Annotated in this window: 19 protein-coding genes; 8 read left to right on the top strand and 11 right to left on the bottom strand. The window is 40.8% G+C overall.

Annotation, left to right across the window (positions count from 1 at the left end; all coding sequences use genetic code 11):
* Positions 1 to 102: 102 nt before the first annotated feature.
* Genes DSL64_RS24920 through DSL64_RS24910 form a run of 3 tightly spaced genes read left to right on the top strand, consistent with a single transcriptional unit; the run spans position 103 to position 3,260 of the window.
* Complete coding sequence (locus DSL64_RS24920) at positions 103 to 1,041, top strand: hypothetical protein (RefSeq protein ID WP_115833672.1); 939 nt, start codon at positions 103 to 105, stop codon at positions 1,039 to 1,041.
* 11 nt (positions 1,042 to 1,052) lie between these two features.
* Positions 1,053 to 2,426: a flippase gene (locus DSL64_RS24915; RefSeq protein ID WP_115833671.1), complete on the top strand. Its 1,374-nt coding sequence runs from the start codon at positions 1,053 to 1,055 to the stop codon at positions 2,424 to 2,426.
* A 3-nt stretch (positions 2,427 to 2,429) separates the two neighbouring features.
* Positions 2,430 to 3,260, top strand: coding sequence for an alpha-1,2-fucosyltransferase (locus DSL64_RS24910; protein ID WP_115833670.1), 831 nt, complete (start codon positions 2,430 to 2,432; stop codon positions 3,258 to 3,260).
* Here DSL64_RS24910 and DSL64_RS24905 read toward each other — a convergent pair.
* Positions 3,242 to 4,339 carry a glycosyltransferase family 4 protein gene (locus DSL64_RS24905; RefSeq protein ID WP_115833713.1) on the bottom strand — a complete coding sequence of 366 codons (1,098 nt, stop codon included), beginning with the start codon at positions 4,337 to 4,339 and terminating at the stop codon, positions 3,242 to 3,244. The genes DSL64_RS24910 and DSL64_RS24905 overlap by 19 nt on opposite strands.
* A gap of 50 nt (positions 4,340 to 4,389) precedes the next feature.
* Positions 4,390 to 5,379 carry a WaaS/CpsH family glycosyltransferase gene (locus DSL64_RS24900; RefSeq protein WP_115833669.1) on the bottom strand — a complete coding sequence of 330 codons (990 nt, stop codon included), beginning with the start codon at positions 5,377 to 5,379 and terminating at the stop codon, positions 4,390 to 4,392.
* A 225-nt stretch (positions 5,380 to 5,604) separates the two neighbouring features.
* On the opposite strand from DSL64_RS24900, the gene DSL64_RS24895 reads away from it, so the two are divergent.
* Positions 5,605 to 6,807: a glycosyltransferase gene (locus tag DSL64_RS24895; RefSeq protein ID WP_115833668.1), complete on the top strand. Its 1,203-nt coding sequence runs from the start codon at positions 5,605 to 5,607 to the stop codon at positions 6,805 to 6,807.
* Positions 6,808 to 6,849: 42 nt separating this feature from the next.
* Here DSL64_RS24895 and DSL64_RS24890 read toward each other — a convergent pair whose 3' ends face one another.
* The 4 genes from DSL64_RS24890 to DSL64_RS24875 are packed head-to-tail and all read right to left on the bottom strand — an operon-like array spanning position 6,850 to position 9,480.
* Positions 6,850 to 7,425, bottom strand: coding sequence for an ATP-binding protein (locus tag DSL64_RS24890; protein WP_115833667.1), 576 nt, complete (start codon positions 7,423 to 7,425; stop codon positions 6,850 to 6,852).
* A gap of 4 nt (positions 7,426 to 7,429) precedes the next feature.
* Complete coding sequence (locus DSL64_RS24885) at positions 7,430 to 7,768, bottom strand: STAS domain-containing protein (protein WP_115833666.1); 339 nt, start codon at positions 7,766 to 7,768, stop codon at positions 7,430 to 7,432.
* Between the two features lie 6 nt (positions 7,769 to 7,774).
* The gene (locus DSL64_RS24880; RefSeq protein WP_115833665.1) at positions 7,775 to 8,932 is read right to left on the bottom strand and encodes a response regulator; all 1,158 of its coding nucleotides are present in this window, start codon (positions 8,930 to 8,932) and stop codon (positions 7,775 to 7,777) included.
* Positions 8,929 to 9,480 carry a hypothetical protein gene (locus DSL64_RS24875; RefSeq protein WP_229217221.1) on the bottom strand — a complete coding sequence of 184 codons (552 nt, stop codon included), beginning with the start codon at positions 9,478 to 9,480 and terminating at the stop codon, positions 8,929 to 8,931. The genes DSL64_RS24880 and DSL64_RS24875 overlap by 4 nt, the downstream gene beginning before the upstream one ends.
* 239 nt (positions 9,481 to 9,719) lie before the next feature.
* On the opposite strand from DSL64_RS24875, the gene DSL64_RS24870 reads away from it, so the two are divergent.
* The 3 genes from DSL64_RS24870 (at position 9,720) to DSL64_RS24860 (ending at position 12,782) form a co-directional block, all read left to right on the top strand.
* Positions 9,720 to 10,532, top strand: coding sequence for a pseudouridylate synthase (locus tag DSL64_RS24870; RefSeq protein ID WP_229217220.1), 813 nt, complete (start codon positions 9,720 to 9,722; stop codon positions 10,530 to 10,532).
* Positions 10,533 to 10,689: 157 nt separating this feature from the next.
* Positions 10,690 to 11,613 (top strand): glycosyltransferase family 2 protein, encoded by a 924-nt coding sequence (locus DSL64_RS24865; protein WP_115833664.1) that lies wholly within the window; start codon positions 10,690 to 10,692, stop codon positions 11,611 to 11,613.
* Positions 11,610 to 12,782, top strand: a complete 1,173-nt coding sequence (locus DSL64_RS24860; protein WP_115833663.1) for a glycosyltransferase family 2 protein — start codon at positions 11,610 to 11,612, stop codon at positions 12,780 to 12,782. The genes DSL64_RS24865 and DSL64_RS24860 overlap by 4 nt, the downstream gene beginning before the upstream one ends.
* A gap of 51 nt (positions 12,783 to 12,833) precedes the next feature.
* Here DSL64_RS24860 and DSL64_RS24855 read toward each other — a convergent pair whose 3' ends face one another.
* The 5 genes from DSL64_RS24855 to DSL64_RS24835 all read right to left on the bottom strand — a co-directional run bounded on the left by DSL64_RS24855 (position 12,834) and on the right by DSL64_RS24835 (position 16,722).
* A complete protein-coding gene (locus DSL64_RS24855; RefSeq protein ID WP_115833662.1) occupies positions 12,834 to 13,202 on the bottom strand; it encodes an Hpt domain-containing protein in 369 nt (122 codons plus the stop codon).
* A gap of 109 nt (positions 13,203 to 13,311) precedes the next feature.
* The gene (locus DSL64_RS24850; RefSeq protein ID WP_115833661.1) at positions 13,312 to 14,334 is read right to left on the bottom strand and encodes an MlaD family protein; all 1,023 of its coding nucleotides are present in this window, start codon (positions 14,332 to 14,334) and stop codon (positions 13,312 to 13,314) included.
* Positions 14,335 to 14,336: 2 nt separating this feature from the next.
* Complete coding sequence (locus DSL64_RS24845; RefSeq protein ID WP_115833660.1) at positions 14,337 to 15,101, bottom strand: ABC transporter ATP-binding protein; 765 nt, start codon at positions 15,099 to 15,101, stop codon at positions 14,337 to 14,339.
* Positions 15,102 to 15,107: 6 nt separating this feature from the next.
* Positions 15,108 to 15,890, bottom strand: coding sequence for an MlaE family ABC transporter permease (locus DSL64_RS24840; protein WP_115833659.1), 783 nt, complete (start codon positions 15,888 to 15,890; stop codon positions 15,108 to 15,110).
* A 58-nt stretch (positions 15,891 to 15,948) separates the two neighbouring features.
* Entirely contained in the window at positions 15,949 to 16,722 is a 774-nt protein-coding gene (locus tag DSL64_RS24835; RefSeq protein ID WP_115833658.1) for an EcsC family protein, read from the bottom strand.
* A gap of 260 nt (positions 16,723 to 16,982) precedes the next feature.
* On the opposite strand from DSL64_RS24835, the gene DSL64_RS24830 reads away from it, so the two are divergent.
* The gene (locus tag DSL64_RS24830; protein ID WP_115833657.1) at positions 16,983 to 17,882 is read left to right on the top strand and encodes a pirin family protein; all 900 of its coding nucleotides are present in this window, start codon (positions 16,983 to 16,985) and stop codon (positions 17,880 to 17,882) included.
* The last annotated feature ends 7 nt before the right edge of the window (positions 17,883 to 17,889 follow it).

Genomic DNA, 17,889 nt, shown 5'->3' with positions numbered 1-17,889 from the left:
TTGCTAAATTAATTCTACTTTTGACATTGTGGAGCGTATGAGCGGAATCGCATAGTCCGGTTGTTCAGAGAGCACCAGTTACTTATACTCAACGATGCAAGCATGTTAAAAAAAGTTTTAAGCTTAATTGTACTGGTTAAGTATGGGCGTTTACCGATTGATGTAAGATATTATTATCGGGATACCTACTTGTGCCAGCTGCGCCAGCTTAGATATTTTTTCAGGGATTATATTTTTAAGAGCCGTTACAAGGAGTTGTCTTTTGACGGCGAGTTTGCGCCTGAATTACAGTTTGCACTTCCTTTCGCTTACTGGCATTATAAAAACGGTACACTCAAGAGTACAAAATCTTCGAAGTACACAAAGGAAATGTACTTTTTTTCTGACAATCACGAGGAGTACTTTTCGACAAGGACAAACGCAGGTAACTATAATTTTGAGATGCCCCGTGTATTATACAGTCACAACTACAATATGGAAAAGTGGTTGCCTGTACCCCTCAAAGCGGAATATCGTAATGATGTATATGTTTATGACAAACCTATCCTGATCATTGCAAATCGCTATAATATGGAGTGGGATGGTCCTCCCGTGAGTTTTTTCAGTGTTGAGCTGCTTGGGTTTATGCTTGATAAACTTAAAGAAAAGTACACGATTATCTACAACAGACCTCGTCCTCAGAATATCACGATGGATAATAGTGATATATATGATCTTGATGAATTCAATTGGCTGGAGAAAGAGTACCCTGAGGTTGTCCTTATGGAGGATCTGTTCACGGAAAATAAAGCCGGAGCAAGAAACTTCAATCACCTGCAGATGATGGTTTACGCAAATGCAGACAAGTTCATCTCAATTCATGGTGGTACTGCCACTTTAGCAAGCTATTTTGGTGGAACTAATCTTATTCTTTCCAAGAAGGGGCCTGAACACCACTTCAAGTGTTTTGAAAAGTTGTATCCGCAGTTTTCGGGTGCTGACATTCTTCATGCAAAATCGGATGAGGAAGTGAAAAAATACGTTGCGAGCCATTTTGAATAAGTAGTCCAACCATGAGTTCCAAACAAAAAGATCATTATTGGCTTAAATCAGGGATTATCAACGTGCTCCAGAACTTCTCTGGTGTGTTTTTCGGTTTTGCCGGATTCTACATTCTGGTACGTGTTTTAAGCAAACAGGATTTCGGTGTATGGACGTTGTTTATGTCTGTTACCACCATTATGGAGGCGATCAGAAGCGGCTTAATTCAGAATGCGTTGGTAAAATATTTGTCAGCAGCGGATAAATCCGAGCACACAGCTATTATTTCTGCTTCTACGGCGATTAGCGGTATGGTTACTGCATTTTGTGTAGGTCTGATCTTTGTGTTTGCACCTTATTTGAGTCATATATGGGATTCACCTCAGTTGGTGGGGATTATGTATATCTATATACTTGTTTTTATCTCTACCGGCTTTCTGACCCAATTCAACGCTGTAGAACAGGCTAACCTCAGATTCAATGGTATTTTTATCAATAATTTCATCAGGCAATCTTCCTTTTTTGGATTTGTCTTAGTGTGTTATTTATTGGATTTTCAGGTGAAGTTGCTCTATTTAGTTTGGGTGCAGTTGGGTAGTGTTATGATCAGTACACTGGTGGCTTTCAGCTATGTAAGGCATAATTTCACATTCAATTTTGCGATTGACCGTTCATGGCTGGGAAAGCTGTTCGGTTATGGCAAATATTCTTTTGGAACTTCTGTAAGTTCACTTCTGTCAGGTACTGTAGATCAGATGATGCTGGGTGCATTGCTGTCGCCGGCAGCATCGGGAGCTTTTAATATCGCTGTCAGAATAACAAATCTTATCGATATTCCGGGTAACGCTATCGCTGTAGTTGTATTTCCGCAAAGCTCCAGGCGTATGGAGGAAGAAGGAAAGGGGGCAATCAAATATTTGTATGAAAAGTCTGTAGGGACAACATTGGCGCTTGTATTTCCCGGTGTATTATTTCTTTATCTGTTTTCTGATTATGTTATTCATTTTATAGCAGGAGAAAAGTATGCAGATTCCATCCCGCTTCTGCAGGTGACATTGCTGTATTGCCTTCTGATTCCCTATGGCCGTCAGTTCGGAACGATACTGGATTCTATAGGAAAAACGCGTGTAACCTTTCTTGTGGTGGTAGGTACCACAGTTGCCAATCTTGCTCTTAATTATCTGTTAATAGTTAAATACGGAGTAATGGGCGCGGCTTACGCAACACTAATTTCGAACATCCTGGGATTTGCTGTGGCACAGATTATCCTTAAAAAGGAGGTAGATGTAAGTCTTGGGAATACGATCGTCTATATGTTTCGGTTCTATCCGGAATTTTTTGAGAAATATATTTTGCCTGTATGGAAAAAGAAAACCGGACAGGTGGATCATACCCCAAAACAGTAAACCATGGTTGGTGTTAATTTTAACGGCAGGTTAGGAAATCAGTTGTTTCAGTACTATTTTTTGTTATATCTGAAATCAAAGGATAGCAGTCAGACTTATTTTTTTCCTAATCCACATCATGCTTATCTGGGTAAGTATTTTGATCTTGGACCATGGCATAATCTCACATTAAACTCGAAGTTGTATTCCGGCCTGACCCGTACGTTACCTAAAATATTTTCATTCAGAAATATTTTCGTTCAGAACTTCTTTGCTCCCAAAGAACACACTCCACAGAATCTGACAATCTATAACGGATTCTTTCAGTCCGATTTTTACATAAAGCATTTGCCGAAAGATCAATTGCCGGTCATCAAAGAGGCGTATAAGCAGCAGTTTGATGAGAAATTTGGAGAAGTATTCCGTAAGAATAAAACTGTTGTAGTACACATCCGCCGTACCGATTACCTTTCATATGGTAAGCGGGATATTTCTCTTCCGATTGAGTATTTCAAAACACAACTGAACTCGGTAGAAAACCTTGATTCTTATCAGGTTTATTTTGTGAGCGATGATATGGAATTTGTAAAGAAAGAATTTCCACAGAAAGATAATTACATTTTCTCTTCAAATTCTGAAATTATTGATTTTCAGTTGATTATGAATGCCGATGTAGCGATTATTTCCAATAGCACATTCGCCTGGTGGGCGGCGTACATTTGCCCGAAGCAAAACTTTGTAATTGCTCCTAAAAACTGGTTTGGGTTTAGAATAGGGCGGGAACATCCCAAAGGAATTATGACAGACCGTTTTGTGTGGCGCGATGTATTACCCTCTCAGACCAGCGATCTGTAAAGATTCAGTGTCTGCTCCACGGATTTGTCGAGAGGGAAATCCCTTAGTCTTACCAATCCCTTTTCAATCAGTTGTGTTCTTTTGCTGCTGTCTGAGAAGAAGCCTTCGATTTTAAAGATCATGTCTTCCTTGCTGTGAGGCGAGAAAAACGTTGCAGCGTCTTGTGCTATTTCACGGAAGCAGGGGGTATCGCTGAGCAAAATAGGACATTTTGCTTTGTATGCCTCCAGTATAGGTAATCCAAATCCTTCATACAGAGAGGGATAAACGAACAGCACTGCATTCTTATACAAAAAATTAAGCTGAGCATCTGTTACCTGAACATGACGTACCCTTTCATTCAGTTTGAGGCGAAGCAGTAATTCCTGATCGGCAATACCCAGTCCGCCGCCCCCTGTCAGAATTACATTGAGATCAGGATATTTGTCAGCTATTTTTTTGAATGCATCAATAAACAGGTAGAAATTTTTATACCCGCTGCGGTCTCCAACATATAGTAAATAATTTTCCGGAAGATTACTCACCGGAGCGAAGTCCAGCGGAGAATCAGGATCAATACCATGGTAAATTACCGATACTTTGCTTTCATCTACATTATGATAGTGAAGCAAGTCATTTTTGGTGGTTTCTGAGATGGCAATAATAGCATTAGCCCGCTCTATGTGAAGTCGTTTGTTATGCGTAAGAGGATCGAGCGCCCAGAAATACTCAGGAAGTTTTTCATAGGTCATATCATGAATGGTAGTGACCAGTGGCTTTTTTAGATTATCAAAAAAATAAGAGTCGTAATAGGTAGGATGAAAGATGTCAAAGTTATTCTGTCTCACCAACCGATTGGAATACTTTTGATTCAGTTTGAAAAGCTGTCTGGCTGCGCGTTCTGTTTTAAAAATACGGCTCAGCGCTTTATCAAAAGGTTTTTCATTTGATTTAAGGTAATAGTTATTAGAATAGATCAGGCCCACCTCACAAGTAAAGTCATCAGATTGTTTGATTTGTTCGATGATGTTGGCAAAGTACCGGCTTATACCACCATATCTCTGTGTTGTAAATTTCTGATGATCAAATAATATTTTCATAACCTGATTAAAATAAAAGGACTTTTTAAATGTGTTTAGCTGGAGATAAATTAGGAGAAAAGTGAATTTAACCATTTATCTATTGAGAAGTCCTGGCGTGGGAAGGAGGTTACAGTTGTTGCAAATTCCCTGTCTACTTCAAACTTTTTGGGATCGAATATTCTGGATTGCTCAGGGTTATAATAGGATTCTCTGGTTACAAAAGCGTTGTTAGTCAGAAGTTTTTTGCCTGCAGCAAATACATCCAGTGATCTCATGGTTAGTCCTGCCTGACTGTCTTTAGTGTAGTCTATGATAACATTGGATTGAGTGAAAATTTCCAGGTACTCTGATTTTGAAAGGCTTTTAAGGGAAATCAGTGAAGTGTTATAACGAGTTCCTGTGATCCAGTCTTTCAGAAATGCTTTTCTTGGCATCACTACATGGGTAAACAAACGAAGATTATTTTCCTGAGAGTAGGCGATCAGTTGCTTTAGAAATTCCATTCTTGGTGTGGTGTAGCCTCCTGTGTAGAAAAGATCATATTTACATTGGGTTTGCCGAGGCACACTGGCATACTCGTCACTCGAAAATGTAGGCACATAGGATAATCCAAGTTCCTGAGCATCTTGTAGATCGAAAGTCTTAACTTCATCAAAATAGGGAATGAGAGGACGGTAGTCGCATTCCCAATTGCTATATGAATCCCATTGATAGAGTAAGGTCTTAATACCTGGATGGTCTTTTTTGATTTGCTCCACAAACCAGGGCTTCATTTCGTAGCCTCGTATAACCAGCAAGTAATCAAATTCCTTTTTCCTCGTATCTGAGATCACCCATTTATAATGGTTTTCCTGAAGCTTGTCAGCATAGGATGGCCGAAAACTTTTGGCAAAACCGAATGCGATAGAGGTGTCTCTTTCATAATAAAAAGACACCAGTGCACCATGCTGTTTGAGTTTGGAGATAATCTCATCTGTAAAGTGATAGAATTTGACACCAACAAATAAAATCCGCTTTCCTTTGAGTTTTTGTTGGAGAGCGTCACTGTAATCTTTCATGTTTTCGAATAACGTTGAGTCGCAAAGATTGAGAATTCGATCATTTAAAGTATGTTTTTCCAGAATTACCTTGAAAAAATATTCTGCTGACAGAATATTTTTTGATATTTACACATATGGAAAAATCCTACAAACTTTGTACAGTTAGTTTGGGTATAAATATAGGCATTAATGTGTAAAACAGACGTGCTGACTGGGGAAAGAGGATTTATCAAACACTGAAGAATGAAACTCAACGGGGAAAATATCATTGTTTTCGGGTTGCCGCGCATCGATTCTGAAATTGAATCGACTAATTATACCACTGCCCGGTTATTAGCCAGGTACAATAAGGTATACTACGTCGAAAATCCATTGACGATCAAGGACTATTGGAGATTAAGAGGTTCGGAGCAGATTAGTAAGAGAAAGGGATATTTATCCGTGTTTAGTACAAATCTGATGACTTCTGATAATTCTGGCCTTTGGCATGTTATCCCCTCAGTGTTATTATCCATAAATTTTTTGCCTGAAGGATGGTTATTCAGAACCTTGCTCAGATTGAACGAATCGTTGCTTGCTTTTAAGCTTAAAAGGATTTTCAGGAAACATAAGATCGATAGCTTCATTTTTGTCAACTCCTATAATTTTCATTACCCCGGGTTGGCCGGTCATCTGAAACCTGCCCTGCAGGTATATCACAGTCTGGATCCCCTTATTTTACCGTTTGACAGGAAACATGGATTGATTTCCGAGGACATCATTGTTAAAAAAAGTGATGTGGTAATTTGCAGCAGCCGCCAATTGTTCAGGGATAAAAAGCAACTCAACGAAGCTACTTACTTCGTACCCAATGCCGCTGATCTTAAGCACAGCAGTAAGGTGTTGGATCCGTCTTTAAAAATTCATCCTTTATTGGCGCAGCTAAACGGGCCGGTTATTGGCTATTTCGGAGCTATTGAAAGACGTATTGATTACCAGCTTTTGGGAGCAGTAGCACATATGCATTCGGACAAAATATTTGCGCTGGTGGGGCCGGTTCATCAGGAGTTTGTTCCCGAATGGTTCAAATCTCTTGATAACGTGCTGCTCACCGGGCCTGTTCCTTACGCGGAGATGCCGTCTGTTATCAAACGATTCGATGTAGCTCTGATTCCTTTTCGGAATGATGAAGTGAGCCGCACCATTTTTCCATTGAAATTATTTGAGTATCTGGGAGCTGGAAAGGCAGTGGTTTCCACAGATTTCAACCCTGACTTAGCTGAATTTACAGGTGAGATTGTTCCTTATTGCAGTGATGCAGAATCATTTGCCGATGCGATATCCCAGGCGTTGGAAAACAATAGTGAAGAGCTATTGGCTGAGAGACTCCGGATTGCAGCTTTGAATACCTGGGAAAGAAGAGTAGACGAAATTGCTGATATTATTTTTCGAAAAATGGAAAATTGAATTACCAAAGGATGGTTTGTTCCCTATTTGAGTTATTATTTACTAGGGATGAATTTCGCGTTTAAATACACTTTTGAACAAGTTCATTTTTTTATCCGAACTATATAGATACGAGAATTCGGTAGATGATTTGGTGATGATAAGCAGACCAAAGTGTTCACTCATGTCCGTCAAAATTGATTCCCTTACATCTTCCGGTTCAATCTCCTCAATCAGGAATCTGATTGATCCATCGGAGACAATGTGAGCAATCAGGGTTTCAGTACTACTGGTATAAATGATATGTGAAGTATCATATAGTTTATTTGTTATTGGCCATGAGATCGTTTGGTTCAACGAAGAATCGTAAAACTGCATCGGAGCGCCTGAATCTTGCTTCTGTAGAATAATTTCCTCGTTATTGATGGATACTAATATAGTAGAAGTGCTTGTTTCAGAGTGCTTTATTGCATTCGTAAGCAATTCTGTAAGAACCCACTTTACTTTTGACAATACTACTGACCCAAGATCGCCGGCAGTCTTCTTTATAATATACGATGTGCACATATCCAAAATGTCGGATATATCTTCACTCTTATTACTGAAGTCTATTCTTAGTTGCTCTTCATTTTCTTTCATGTAATCATTTTAAGGTTTCCAGAGCTTGTTGGTAGTCTTTGAATATCTTAAAGACCTTATCCATTCTGATGAGTGTAAGCAGGTTTTTTACGTCTGGCTTCAGAGATACCAGATATATATCTACATTTCTTGGCATAGCATATTTTAATGCTACTACCAAACTGCCCAAAAAGGAACTATCTATGTAATCTACATTCTCAAAACTTACGATTACCAGGTTGGCACCATTGGCAATAATTGTAATCATTTCTTCTTTAAAAGCTTCGGAATGTACCAGGTTTGCTTCTTGTGGGATAATTGTGGCCTGGATTACATTATCATTTTCTATTACATTAAGTATCATGAGGATTTATATTTTTTCTATAAAAATAATGCTGGCATCATCGAGTTGATTTTTATCTGTTATCTGATCAAGAACGTTGAGTTTGATCAGATCGAAACTGTTCGAATGCCCTAAATAAGGTTGTATTTTAGAAACAAAGAAGGGATAGTCTGTCTTCTTGCCGGCGATGGAGGGAATATCTATCATTCCGTCGGTAAAAATCGCGAGCTGGTCTCCTTTTTTCATTACAATAGTTTGATTGTCGTAGAATCCATCTTCTAGTAATCCGAGTAAAAGTCCCGAAGATAATACAGTGCTGGTGAGTTGAGCATCGCTTTGATGATTAATTAAGGGGAGGTCGCCAGCGCCGGTGTAGTGGATTTCGCCAGTTTCGCTATCCAATAAGAGTAGTGAAAGGCTAGACAGAATATTCTGCAGGCTTTCATCCATATACACAAGTTTGTTAATCTTGTGAGCAATATTATCCAGTCTCAAATCATCATCAAGCACGCAAAATCTTATTGCAGCTCTTATATAACTTAGAAATCCGAAAGTAAAGAACCATGCTTTCCATTTCTTACCCATAATGTCGCCCAGAAAAGCGAAGCAGAACCGATCATCCACTTTTACAAAGTCAATAAAATCGCCGCCCGGGTAGCCACGGAAGCCTTTATGCCAGAAGTTTATGCGGAATCCCCTTATTTCAGGATCTTTCGAAGGGATGGATTTTACATTTAAAGTATCTGCGGCTGTCCTTAGTTCATGAATGGACTTCACATGCTCGTTTTCCAGAGATTTAATAATGTTACCTAGTTTGGATATGATTACAGGCAGCGGGGTTTCTTTATTGATATAATCGAGGGCATTCAGATTTAATCCTTCCAAAATCATCGAGTTGTCGGTATGCGATGTAAGGAAGACGAAAGGAATATCGGAAAACCGTGGATTGGCCAGCACTGCATGTCGAAAATCGAATCCATTCATTTCCGGCATATCGTAGTCGGAAAGGATCAGATGTGGCTCTTCCTGAAGTAGCAGTTGAAGCGCTTCCGGAGCTGACGTGGCCAGTACGCAGTTGTATCCGGCTCTGATCAGCGCAGAACTCATCACTTTTCTGAAAAGCAGATTATCTTCAACCAGCAGAATGGTTTTAATATTGTTCGTCGGCTCTGGAAATGCGATCATTTCTTATTGAAGGTTTGAACAAAGAGAAAAACTCCGGATAAGACGATAAGTAATGAAATAAGATCCATAACTGTTACTCCATCGTTATGATTGAAGTAGAAAATGGTGAAAATTTCAAAACTGGGTGGAGCTGGCATGATGATCATAGCAAATCCTGCGGCTATTAACACAGTAGCTATAAGGCTCACAATGATTTTCTGAAGCGTGTTTCTTCGTTTGATCACGCGTCCGATATTACTGTCAATCTGATTTTCTGAAAGCAATTTTTCGAATCCATCCAACAGCTCTTCACGTGAAAGGGTTTCGTCCTGATCAAGCATTTTAAATGCCTTGATTGGGCTTTCGGACGTGATTGTGTTCTCCAGAGCCTGAGAGATGCGGCTTTGGTAAGTCCTTATCTGCTTTTTGCTGAGTTGAGCTCTTTCAAAGAGCGATAATAACTCCTGAACCTTTGTTTCAAGTTCGATGTGACCTCCTTCATTCTCATGGAAAGTATAAGTCGTATCTTTTGAAACTTTCTTTATTTCAAGAAGCCTTTTGATTTTCACTATTTGAACAGCAGATTAAATATAGAGTATTTTCCTAACGTTAAGCTTCCCAATAAGCCCGATTCATCATTTTTCATAAAACTAAGCGATTTGTATTAAATATGAAATAGTTCTATAAAGGATTGATGTTTTTATCGATAGTGTGTCGACATTTCGTTTTATGTGCCGGATAATGATTATTTTGAATTAGTTTTGTTCAAGTTGTTGATTTTCTGAAAGTATTGTTAAACGCTGGGCTGGTGATATACGATGTTTATGCTGACGAATGTAACCTTAGGTTGTTGCATGGACTGGTTACCAATATTCCCATCCCCGAAAAATTCAACTTCCCGTTTGACTACATCCCGCATCCGCTGAGTCTTCTTGCATGTAAAATGTTGCAGTCACATCTGCTGTCGCAGAAAGAGTGGAAGCACAATTTTGGCTTGGATGCTGATGATGGCCTGCCTGTGATCGGGAAAATGTTTGGAGTGCTAGTGGTGATGACAGAAGAGGGCAAACTTGGTTATCTGGCCGCTTTTTCCGGTAAATTGGCGGGAAGTAATCATCATTCGTTTTTTGTGCCTCCTGTATACGACGGCCTTGCGTTTGACGGTTTTCTAAATAGCGGCATGATGGAAATTTCGGAATATGGACGCCGCATTGCAGCTCTGGAGTTGCTGGGAAATAACAGCAGTTTAAAGGAAATTGACATGGTCAGAGAAACACGCAGGAGAAGATCTGTCGAGCTGCAAAACAACCTTTTTGACCAATACCGTTTTTTAAATCAATTCGGAATTGAAAAGAGCATAAGAGATATTTTTTACGCTACAGGACATAAAAATCCTCCGGCCGGCGCTGGTGAATGCGCTGCACCGAAGTTACTGCAATATGCCTTTCAGCATCAGTTGAAACCCATTTCAATGGCAGAATTCTGGTGGGGAGTATCCCCGAAGTCCGCTCACTGGAAGCACGGGCAGTTTTATCCTTCATGCCAGGAAAAATGCGCCCCGATTCTGGCACACATGCTGGAAGGGCTGGAACTGGAAAAGCCATTGCAAAGAAGTCATTGACGTAATAGGGCAACTACAGCGCTCTAAAATGCTCTAAATCCGGATAGAGGATAGTTCGTAAAGCACAATTATTATTAACTTTGAAATAATTCTACACACATATATTGGATTCTGCTATTATTCAAAAACTTACTACTCAACGCTTCTGTGCTTTTGAATGAAAATTGTTTCTATTATCACTGTTAATTTCAATCAGCCGGAAGTTACCGTTGATTTATTGAAATCTCTCAGAGATGTAAATACCTATTCGTCGCTGGAGATTATTGTAGTCGATAATGGTAGTCGCGTCGACCCTGTTCCGGCTTGGAGTAGTGCGTATAACGATATTCACTTTATCCGGTCTGAGGTTAATCTGGGTTTTGCCGGAGGGAATAATCTGGGTATAAGGGAAGCGAAAGGCGATTATCTTTTCCTGATCAATAACGACACGGAAGTAACGCCCGACCTGATCTCCCGGTTAGTTGAAACGATGGAGGCTAATCCACGCATCGGCATTCTCTCACCCAAGATCCACTATTTTGACCAGCCTGGTATGTTGCAGTATGCAGGCTATACGCCAATGAATTACTACCTGGCAAGGAATCACTGTGTGGGCCAGTTTGAAACAGACCACGGACAATATGATCAGGAAAGTGGTTCTACCGGTTATGCGCATGGTGCCGCTATGATGGTCAGGAGGGAAGCCATTGAAAAAGGTGGACTGATGAGTGAGAACTATTTTCTGTATTATGAAGAGCTTGACTGGTGCGAGAAAATAGTGAGAGCTGGCTATGAAATCCATACCAATCTTAAGGCGCTGATCTATCACAAGGAGTCAGTGTCTGTTGGCAAGCGATCTGTATTAAAAGAATACTTTATGACCAGAAACAGAATATTGTTTATTCGTCGGAATGCTCCGGGATTCAGGTTTTTTATATTCTGTTTTTACTTTATGCTCACGGTAATACCCCGAAACCTGCTACTGTACATCCGGAACAAGGAGTATAATTTTATTCCTGTTTTTTTCAGAGCGATTTTCTGGCATTTCAAAAATGGTATCAACAGTGCCGATTTAGGTTTTAAGATTAATTCAACGAAATGAAAATTTTATTCTGGCTCAGTCTGTTTGTTGTATTTTACACGTACGTCGGTTACGGCATTGTGCTTTATGCTCTCGTCAGATTTCGCATTTTGATTAAAGGAAAGCGCAAAGTACTGCAACCCGGTGAGTACATGCCAACCGTAACGCTCATTGTAGCTGCGTATAATGAGGAGGGTATCATGGAGGAAAAAATACAGAATACACTGTCTCTTGATTATGAGAGAGATAAGTTGCAACTGTTGTTCGTAACTGACGGATCTACAGATGCTTCCGCCGAGATTGTTAGTCGTTACAAAGGAACAATCGATCTGATGCATTCAACGGAGAGAAAAGGGAAGATTCATGCCATACACCGTGCTATGGATGCTGTCAAATCTGAGATTGTTATCTATACGGATGCCAATACATTTTTGAATAAAGAAGCATTGAAACTGATTGTCAGGCATTACGCCAATCCGGAAGTAGGAGCGGTTTCAGGAGAAAAGCGTGTAATGCAGGATGCAGTTTCGGATGCAACAGCGGGAGAGGGCTTCTACTGGAAATATGAGTCGACCTTGAAGAAGTGGGACTCGGAGCTTTATTCTGTTGTGGGAGCAGCCGGAGAGCTTTTCAGTGTTCGCCGTTCTTTATACCGACACGTAGAGTCGGATACAATTCTGGATGACTTTATGATTTCTATGCTGATTGCCAAGCAGGGATACCGGATTATTTATGAACCTGAAGCTTATGCATCGGAGCAGTCGTCGGATAATATCAAGGAAGAATTGAAGCGGAAAGTACGTATTGCCGCAGGGGGGATTCAGTCAATCATGCGTTTGTTGCCGCTCCTGAATCCATTCGCATATCCCATGTTGAGTTTTCAATATATAAGTCACAGGGTGTTGCGCTGGACCATCACGCCTTTTCTGCTCTTTATTTCTTTGATTCTGAATGCGCTTATTTGCATAAACGAACCAGAGCCCCTGTATGTGCTGATGCTGGTTTTACAAATCCTGTTTTACCTCATGGCGTGGCTGGGCTGGTTGTTGGAAAAAAGGAAAATTAAAGTAAAGGCATTGTTTGTTCCCTACTATTTCTGCGTGATGAATTACGCTGTGCTCGCTGGTATTAACAGGTATATTGCAGGAAGCCAGAGTGCAGTGTGGGAAAAGGCAAAGAGAAAGGCCTAAAAGAAAAAACCTCCCTGATTTTATCGGGAGGCCTGTCATGTTTGCATCAATTTACAGAGCAGATAATCTTTTTGACTCGCTTTCTATAACAGCTATCAGCGGAATTAATTCTTCAGAGATATGCAGATAGGCCTGCTTAAGTTTGTCAATTTCAGCTTTCGCTTTTATGTCCTTTTCCAGTTGGTCGACTTTTGGTCTTATTGCTGTAAGGCCGGCCATTGTAAAAGAAGGCTTCAGACCGTGAACAATACTGGCAGATTCTTTCAGATTTTCTTCGTCCAATGCAGTTTTTAGCGAGTGCCAACGTGGCATTGAGTCACTTAGAAACGCGTCAAAAATGAGGTGAATGATATTTGCATCATCTCCATAAACTTGATTTAAATAATTGATGTCTAGTACCGGATTTATTTGAAGGGTCATTCGGAACGCAAATAAAAAAGTTGTCGGTTTTAAATTTTCACAAAGTAAGAAAAAGTATTCATTAACTACTGTAGAAATTATTCGTCGACCGGATGGACTTTTTCAAAACTTAGTTTACGGTATCCTTCACTGCTTCAGTTGACTCCGTTTTGGGCGTTTGTTTAGCTTCCTCTTTAGCTTTACGTTTGAAATATCTGCGAAACAGGAAGTTGGATCTTAACGCCTCCATATTTTCATCCAGCTTTTCGGTGCTACTTTCCAGGTTTTGAAGCGTCCCTTTCAGGTTCGATGCTGTTTTTTCATCATGTAGTAGTACGCCAAGCGGACTTGTCGTATTTGAGTTAAGTTCTGCTGTTGTTGATTTAAGGTTATCAACCATTACGCCTGCTGAGGATACAGTTTCATTTAGCTTTCCAATTGTAGAGCGGATATCACGCATAATTACAGTATCTGTTGCGAAGTCGTTGGCAAGCCCACCTTTCTGATTCAGCTTGGAAGTGAACCCGGCAAGGGAGGCAGTAAGTGTTTGTGCATTCACTGATGCCTTTTTAAGTGCGCCCAGGGTCTGATCCACATCGTTGTAGAGACGTTCATCGTTTAAAAGCATCCCCACTGTGCCTTTTCCTTCAAGGATATTTTTACTGATTGTCTTGAAAGCACTTGTAATTCCTAACAGGTTCTTATTGTTTTCTGAAAGCACTGCGAGCATTTCTTCTGTGCTTTCGATCTTCTCTACCGCGAGCTGATCCCCATCTTCTATAGCCGGGACTTTTTGTGTGCCGCCATATATAACGATGATTTTGTTACCTATTAGTCCGTCTGTACTGATTTTGGCTTTGGCATTTTTACGAACAAATTCCTGAGATTTCTCCTCAATGTTCATAACTACCTCTACCTGAGAGTTATCCAGGAATCGGATTTTTTTTACCGTGCCAATTTTGACACCGGAATACCAAACATTATTGCCTTGTTTGAGCCCGTTTACATCATGAAAAATACTTGTCACAGCAATGCTGGTGGCGAATACTTTTTTCATACTGCCAATGGTAAGTACTCCAACGACAAAGATGAGAATTCCTATAACTACAAACAGACCTACCGTGATAGAGCGTTTTCTGGCTGATGTTTCCATTCTTATTGTATAAAATTATAATCGTAAAAACTCTTAATTCTTTCGTCATTTTCGGCAAAAACTTCTTCGAATGTGCCCTGTTTTGTGAAGTGGCCATCCAGAAGCATTGCGATTCTGTCGCCTGTCTGGCGGGCGCACGTAAGGTCGTGCGTAATGATGATGGCACTTGTATGGAATTTTTCCTGGACTTCGTTAATCAGTTCATTGATTTCAATACAGGTAATCGGATCCAGACCGGCCGTAGGCTCATCGTAAAGCATAATCTCGGGTTCGAGAATAAGTGTTCGGGCGATACCAATCCGTTTTCTTTGACCGCCGGATAGTTCAGATGGTGCCTGGTTGATTGTTTGCAGAAGGCCTACGGCATCAAGTACTGACTCCACTTTGTCGTTGATCTCTGCCCTTGAAAGCCCTTCGACATTTCGTACCAAAGGAAACTCCAGATTCTCCCGCACGGTCATACTATCGTATAGCGCACTGTTTTGAAAAGAAAAGCCGATTTTAAGTCTCAATTGACGTAACTCTTTCTCATTTAATTGCGAAACTTCCTGTCCCAGAACCAGCGCGGATCCTTTGTCTTGTTTAAGCAATCCAACCAGTATTTTAATCAGTACCGATTTTCCTGTTCCCGACCGGCCAAGTACAACTACGTTTTCCCCTTTACTTACTTCAAGATTAACGCCCCGCAGTACATGGAGGTCACCAAATGATTTATATAAATCTTTGACAGATATAACCTGAGTGCTGTGATCTATGGTTTTTGCCATGCCTTTCTATATTCTGAAATAATTCGATACCTGAACAATGATAACTTCCTCAATAAAGATCAGGAACATCGATATAACCACAGATGCGTTAGCGGCTTTTCCTACTCCCTCTGTACCTTTACTTGCGTTATATCCTTGATAGCAACCTACAATTCCGATCGTGAATCCATAGGCTATGGCTTTTACAAGTGATGTTCCGATATCCAGAAAAGTGATTTGTTCGAATGCGTTTTCGAAAAAAGCTATAAAACTTGTGCCTTCATTAAGCGTCACGTTCAAAAAAGCTCCCAATAAACTCACCAGGGTACAATAGAACATCAGTATCGGGATGGTAATGGTGCTGGCCAATACACGTGTCACGACCAGGAATTTAAATGGATTCACAGCCGACACCTCCATCGCATCAATTTGTTCCGTCACCCGCATAGAGCCAAGCTCGGCTCCAATGCTCGACCCTACTTTTCCGGAACAGATCAAAGCTGTAACAAGGGCTGCGAGGGCACGTACAATGGCGATAGAAACAAGGGATGGTAACCATGATGTTGCTCCGAACTCTGCCAGAGACGGGCGGGACTGTTTGGTAAATACCATTCCCGTAATGAATCCGGTAAGACTGATCAGAAGCAGAGCCTTGTATCCGATCGCGTAGCACTGTTTTACCAGTTCCGGGAATTCCATTCTGCCACGAAAGGCTTCTCTGAAAAAACGCAGAAAGAATACATAGCCGTTGTACACCGACAGAAAAGCGTAGTCGAGTCTTTTTGTAAATACTTTTTCCTTTGAGCTCATTAAATTCGGTTTAACGACTGAATAAACTTGTAACTGTTAATAATATACTTTTTTGTTTTCATGAGCTGATATTGCCAGTCAGGGCAGACGTAGCATGGCTGGCGGCCAGGTTTGTGCTCTCAAACCAACGCATTCTGTAAGCGTTCATGGCTGTTTTACCCAGCTGGTTCAGTAAACGGTAGTTAACAATCAAACCAACTGCTGCGCCTATTCCGGGAATAAGCTGTGCCATTTTTGCAAGATCAATATAGTCTCTGTATTCCTGCTGAAATCCCTTCCAGTCGAACTGGTGGATGTCTTCAGGTAATGTGGCGGCCTTGGAATCCCAGTTCTTCATCTGCTCAAATACGCGTTGTCTGGTTTTCTGGCTGGAAAATGCGAGCTGAAAAATATGCAGTATAAAAAGGCGTTCCCGGTAATCGTCGATAGGTTTTCCATACAAAGAGGCAATATCAAAAAGCAATTTCATCTTTATACCTATCAGAATTGGAAACTCTGCCAATGCGAGCATGAAGCCACCCGCACCCGTAATACCACCTTCAGCTGCACCTGCTTTTTTATAAAATTCAATTCTTTCTTTTACCGCTGACTCAGCAGTTTCCATTGACTTGAAAAGAACATTACGGGTAGTAGTGAAGCCCGCTCCGTAGAGAACGCCCCGTGTCATTTGCTTGATGCTGGTGGTGATGATGTCGTGCACACGATCGGGAATCATACTATTGATTTTATCCTGTACATTTTTAGATAGCCTGTTCAATCCTGAAGGCCGCTTTTGCATCTTTTCCTGCCATTTCAGCAATTCGTGCTGTATGTTTTCTTCGTATTCAGTCATGGTGCTGTGGGGCAAATGTATGAAAAAGCAGCTGCGCTGGAAAATCCAGATTTTTGGCTTTTCTATTGCAAACAAAAATCGTTCCAGATTCTTAAACGTATAGCCCGACAAATATATGTAACCAAAGTTTGCTTTGTTTGAGTTCCTTTATTGCTTAATGCAGCCAAATGGAAGCAATAACGGAAATTTGCAGAATATACATTCCAAAACTTCGGCAGGTTACCTAACTTGTGGTTGTGTTAACGAAATCTTAAAACACCATGTCCAATATTAACATCATTATTGAAGAGCGGCCGGCTGATATAGGGAATTTTCTGGTGGGGCGACTGCTTCCCTTCAGGAATAAAAGAATGGTAGGTCCGTTCATTTTTATAGATCACATGGGTCCGGCCAATCTGAAAGATTATCAGAATATTGATATAGGTCCTCATCCGCATATTGGTTTGTCAACGCTTACTTATTTGTTTGACGGAGCCATCATGCATCGTGACACCCTCAATAACCATATTGAGATCACGCCAGGGCAAGTGAACTGGATGACAGCCGGAAAAGGTATTGTTCACTCAGAGAGAACTCCTGAGCGATTGAGACATACCGATAAGGAATTACACGGTTTACAAATATGGGTTGCTTTGCCCAAGGAGCTGGAGGAGATGGATCCCGAGTTTTACCATGCCGATTCAGTTGATATTCCTGCGTGGGAGCAGGACGGTGTGCGGTATAAACTGATCGCCGGGGAAGCCTTTGGAAGAAAGTCGCCTGTCCCTGTCTACAGTCCTCTTTTTTTGATAGAGATTAAAACGGATGAACGTAAGTCCATCAACATTGGGAAGGATCTTTTTGGCGAGGCTGGGATGTATATATTGGAAGGAGGAGTGGAGAGTGAAGGAGTCGTACATGAACCCAAGCGGATTTTGGTAGCCAAAAACAGCTCTCTGTGTGAATTTGTGATGGAAGCTGGTACAACAGTTTATATTTTCGGTGGAGAGCCATTTCCTGAGGAACGGCTGATTTACTGGAATTTCGTGGCCACAAACCGCGAGTTGATAGAAGCTGCAAAGCTCAATTGGCAACAGCAAAATTATCCTGCTATAGAAGGGGAGTCGGGGTATATTCCTTTACCCGAACCTCACTCTGCATTAAAGCCCAAAGGGAAGTAATTACGTC

Origin of the sequence: Dyadobacter luteus (genome assembly GCF_003383615.1) — a bacterium.
Classification (GTDB): Bacteria; Bacteroidota; Bacteroidia; order Cytophagales; family Spirosomataceae; genus Dyadobacter; species Dyadobacter luteus.
The sequence above is the reverse complement of the archived record's forward strand: the minus strand, read 5'-3'. Positions and strand labels throughout refer to the sequence as shown.

Bases quoted from the DNA above. Each gene is read 5' to 3' on its own strand.
- DSL64_RS24910 (WP_115833670.1), top strand. From the start codon at position 2,430: ATGGTTGGTGTTAATTTTAACGGCAGGTTAGGAAATCAGTTGTTTCAG.
- DSL64_RS24865 (WP_115833664.1), top strand. From the start codon at position 10,690: ATGAAAATTGTTTCTATTATCACTGTTAATTTCAATCAGCCGGAAGTT.
- DSL64_RS24840 (WP_115833659.1), bottom strand. From the start codon at position 15,890: ATGAGCTCAAAGGAAAAAGTATTTACAAAAAGACTCGACTACGCTTTT.
- DSL64_RS24905 (WP_115833713.1), bottom strand. From the start codon at position 4,339: ATGAAAATATTATTTGATCATCAGAAATTTACAACACAGAGATATGGT.
- DSL64_RS24845 (WP_115833660.1), bottom strand. From the start codon at position 15,101: ATGGCAAAAACCATAGATCACAGCACTCAGGTTATATCTGTCAAAGAT.
- DSL64_RS24850 (WP_115833661.1), bottom strand. From the start codon at position 14,334: ATGGAAACATCAGCCAGAAAACGCTCTATCACGGTAGGTCTGTTTGTA.
- DSL64_RS24830 (WP_115833657.1), top strand. From the start codon at position 16,983: ATGTCCAATATTAACATCATTATTGAAGAGCGGCCGGCTGATATAGGG.
- DSL64_RS24890 (WP_115833667.1), bottom strand. From the start codon at position 7,425: ATGAAAGAAAATGAAGAGCAACTAAGAATAGACTTCAGTAATAAGAGT.
- DSL64_RS24895 (WP_115833668.1), top strand. From the start codon at position 5,605: ATGAAACTCAACGGGGAAAATATCATTGTTTTCGGGTTGCCGCGCATC.
- DSL64_RS24835 (WP_115833658.1), bottom strand. From the start codon at position 16,722: ATGACTGAATACGAAGAAAACATACAGCACGAATTGCTGAAATGGCAG.
- DSL64_RS24920 (WP_115833672.1), top strand. From the start codon at position 103: ATGTTAAAAAAAGTTTTAAGCTTAATTGTACTGGTTAAGTATGGGCGT.
- DSL64_RS24880 (WP_115833665.1), bottom strand. From the start codon at position 8,932: ATGATCGCATTTCCAGAGCCGACGAACAATATTAAAACCATTCTGCTG.
- DSL64_RS24860 (WP_115833663.1), top strand. From the start codon at position 11,610: ATGAAAATTTTATTCTGGCTCAGTCTGTTTGTTGTATTTTACACGTAC.
- DSL64_RS24885 (WP_115833666.1), bottom strand. From the start codon at position 7,768: ATGATACTTAATGTAATAGAAAATGATAATGTAATCCAGGCCACAATT.
- DSL64_RS24855 (WP_115833662.1), bottom strand. From the start codon at position 13,202: ATGACCCTTCAAATAAATCCGGTACTAGACATCAATTATTTAAATCAA.
- DSL64_RS24915 (WP_115833671.1), top strand. From the start codon at position 1,053: ATGAGTTCCAAACAAAAAGATCATTATTGGCTTAAATCAGGGATTATC.
- DSL64_RS24900 (WP_115833669.1), bottom strand. From the start codon at position 5,379: ATGAAAGATTACAGTGACGCTCTCCAACAAAAACTCAAAGGAAAGCGG.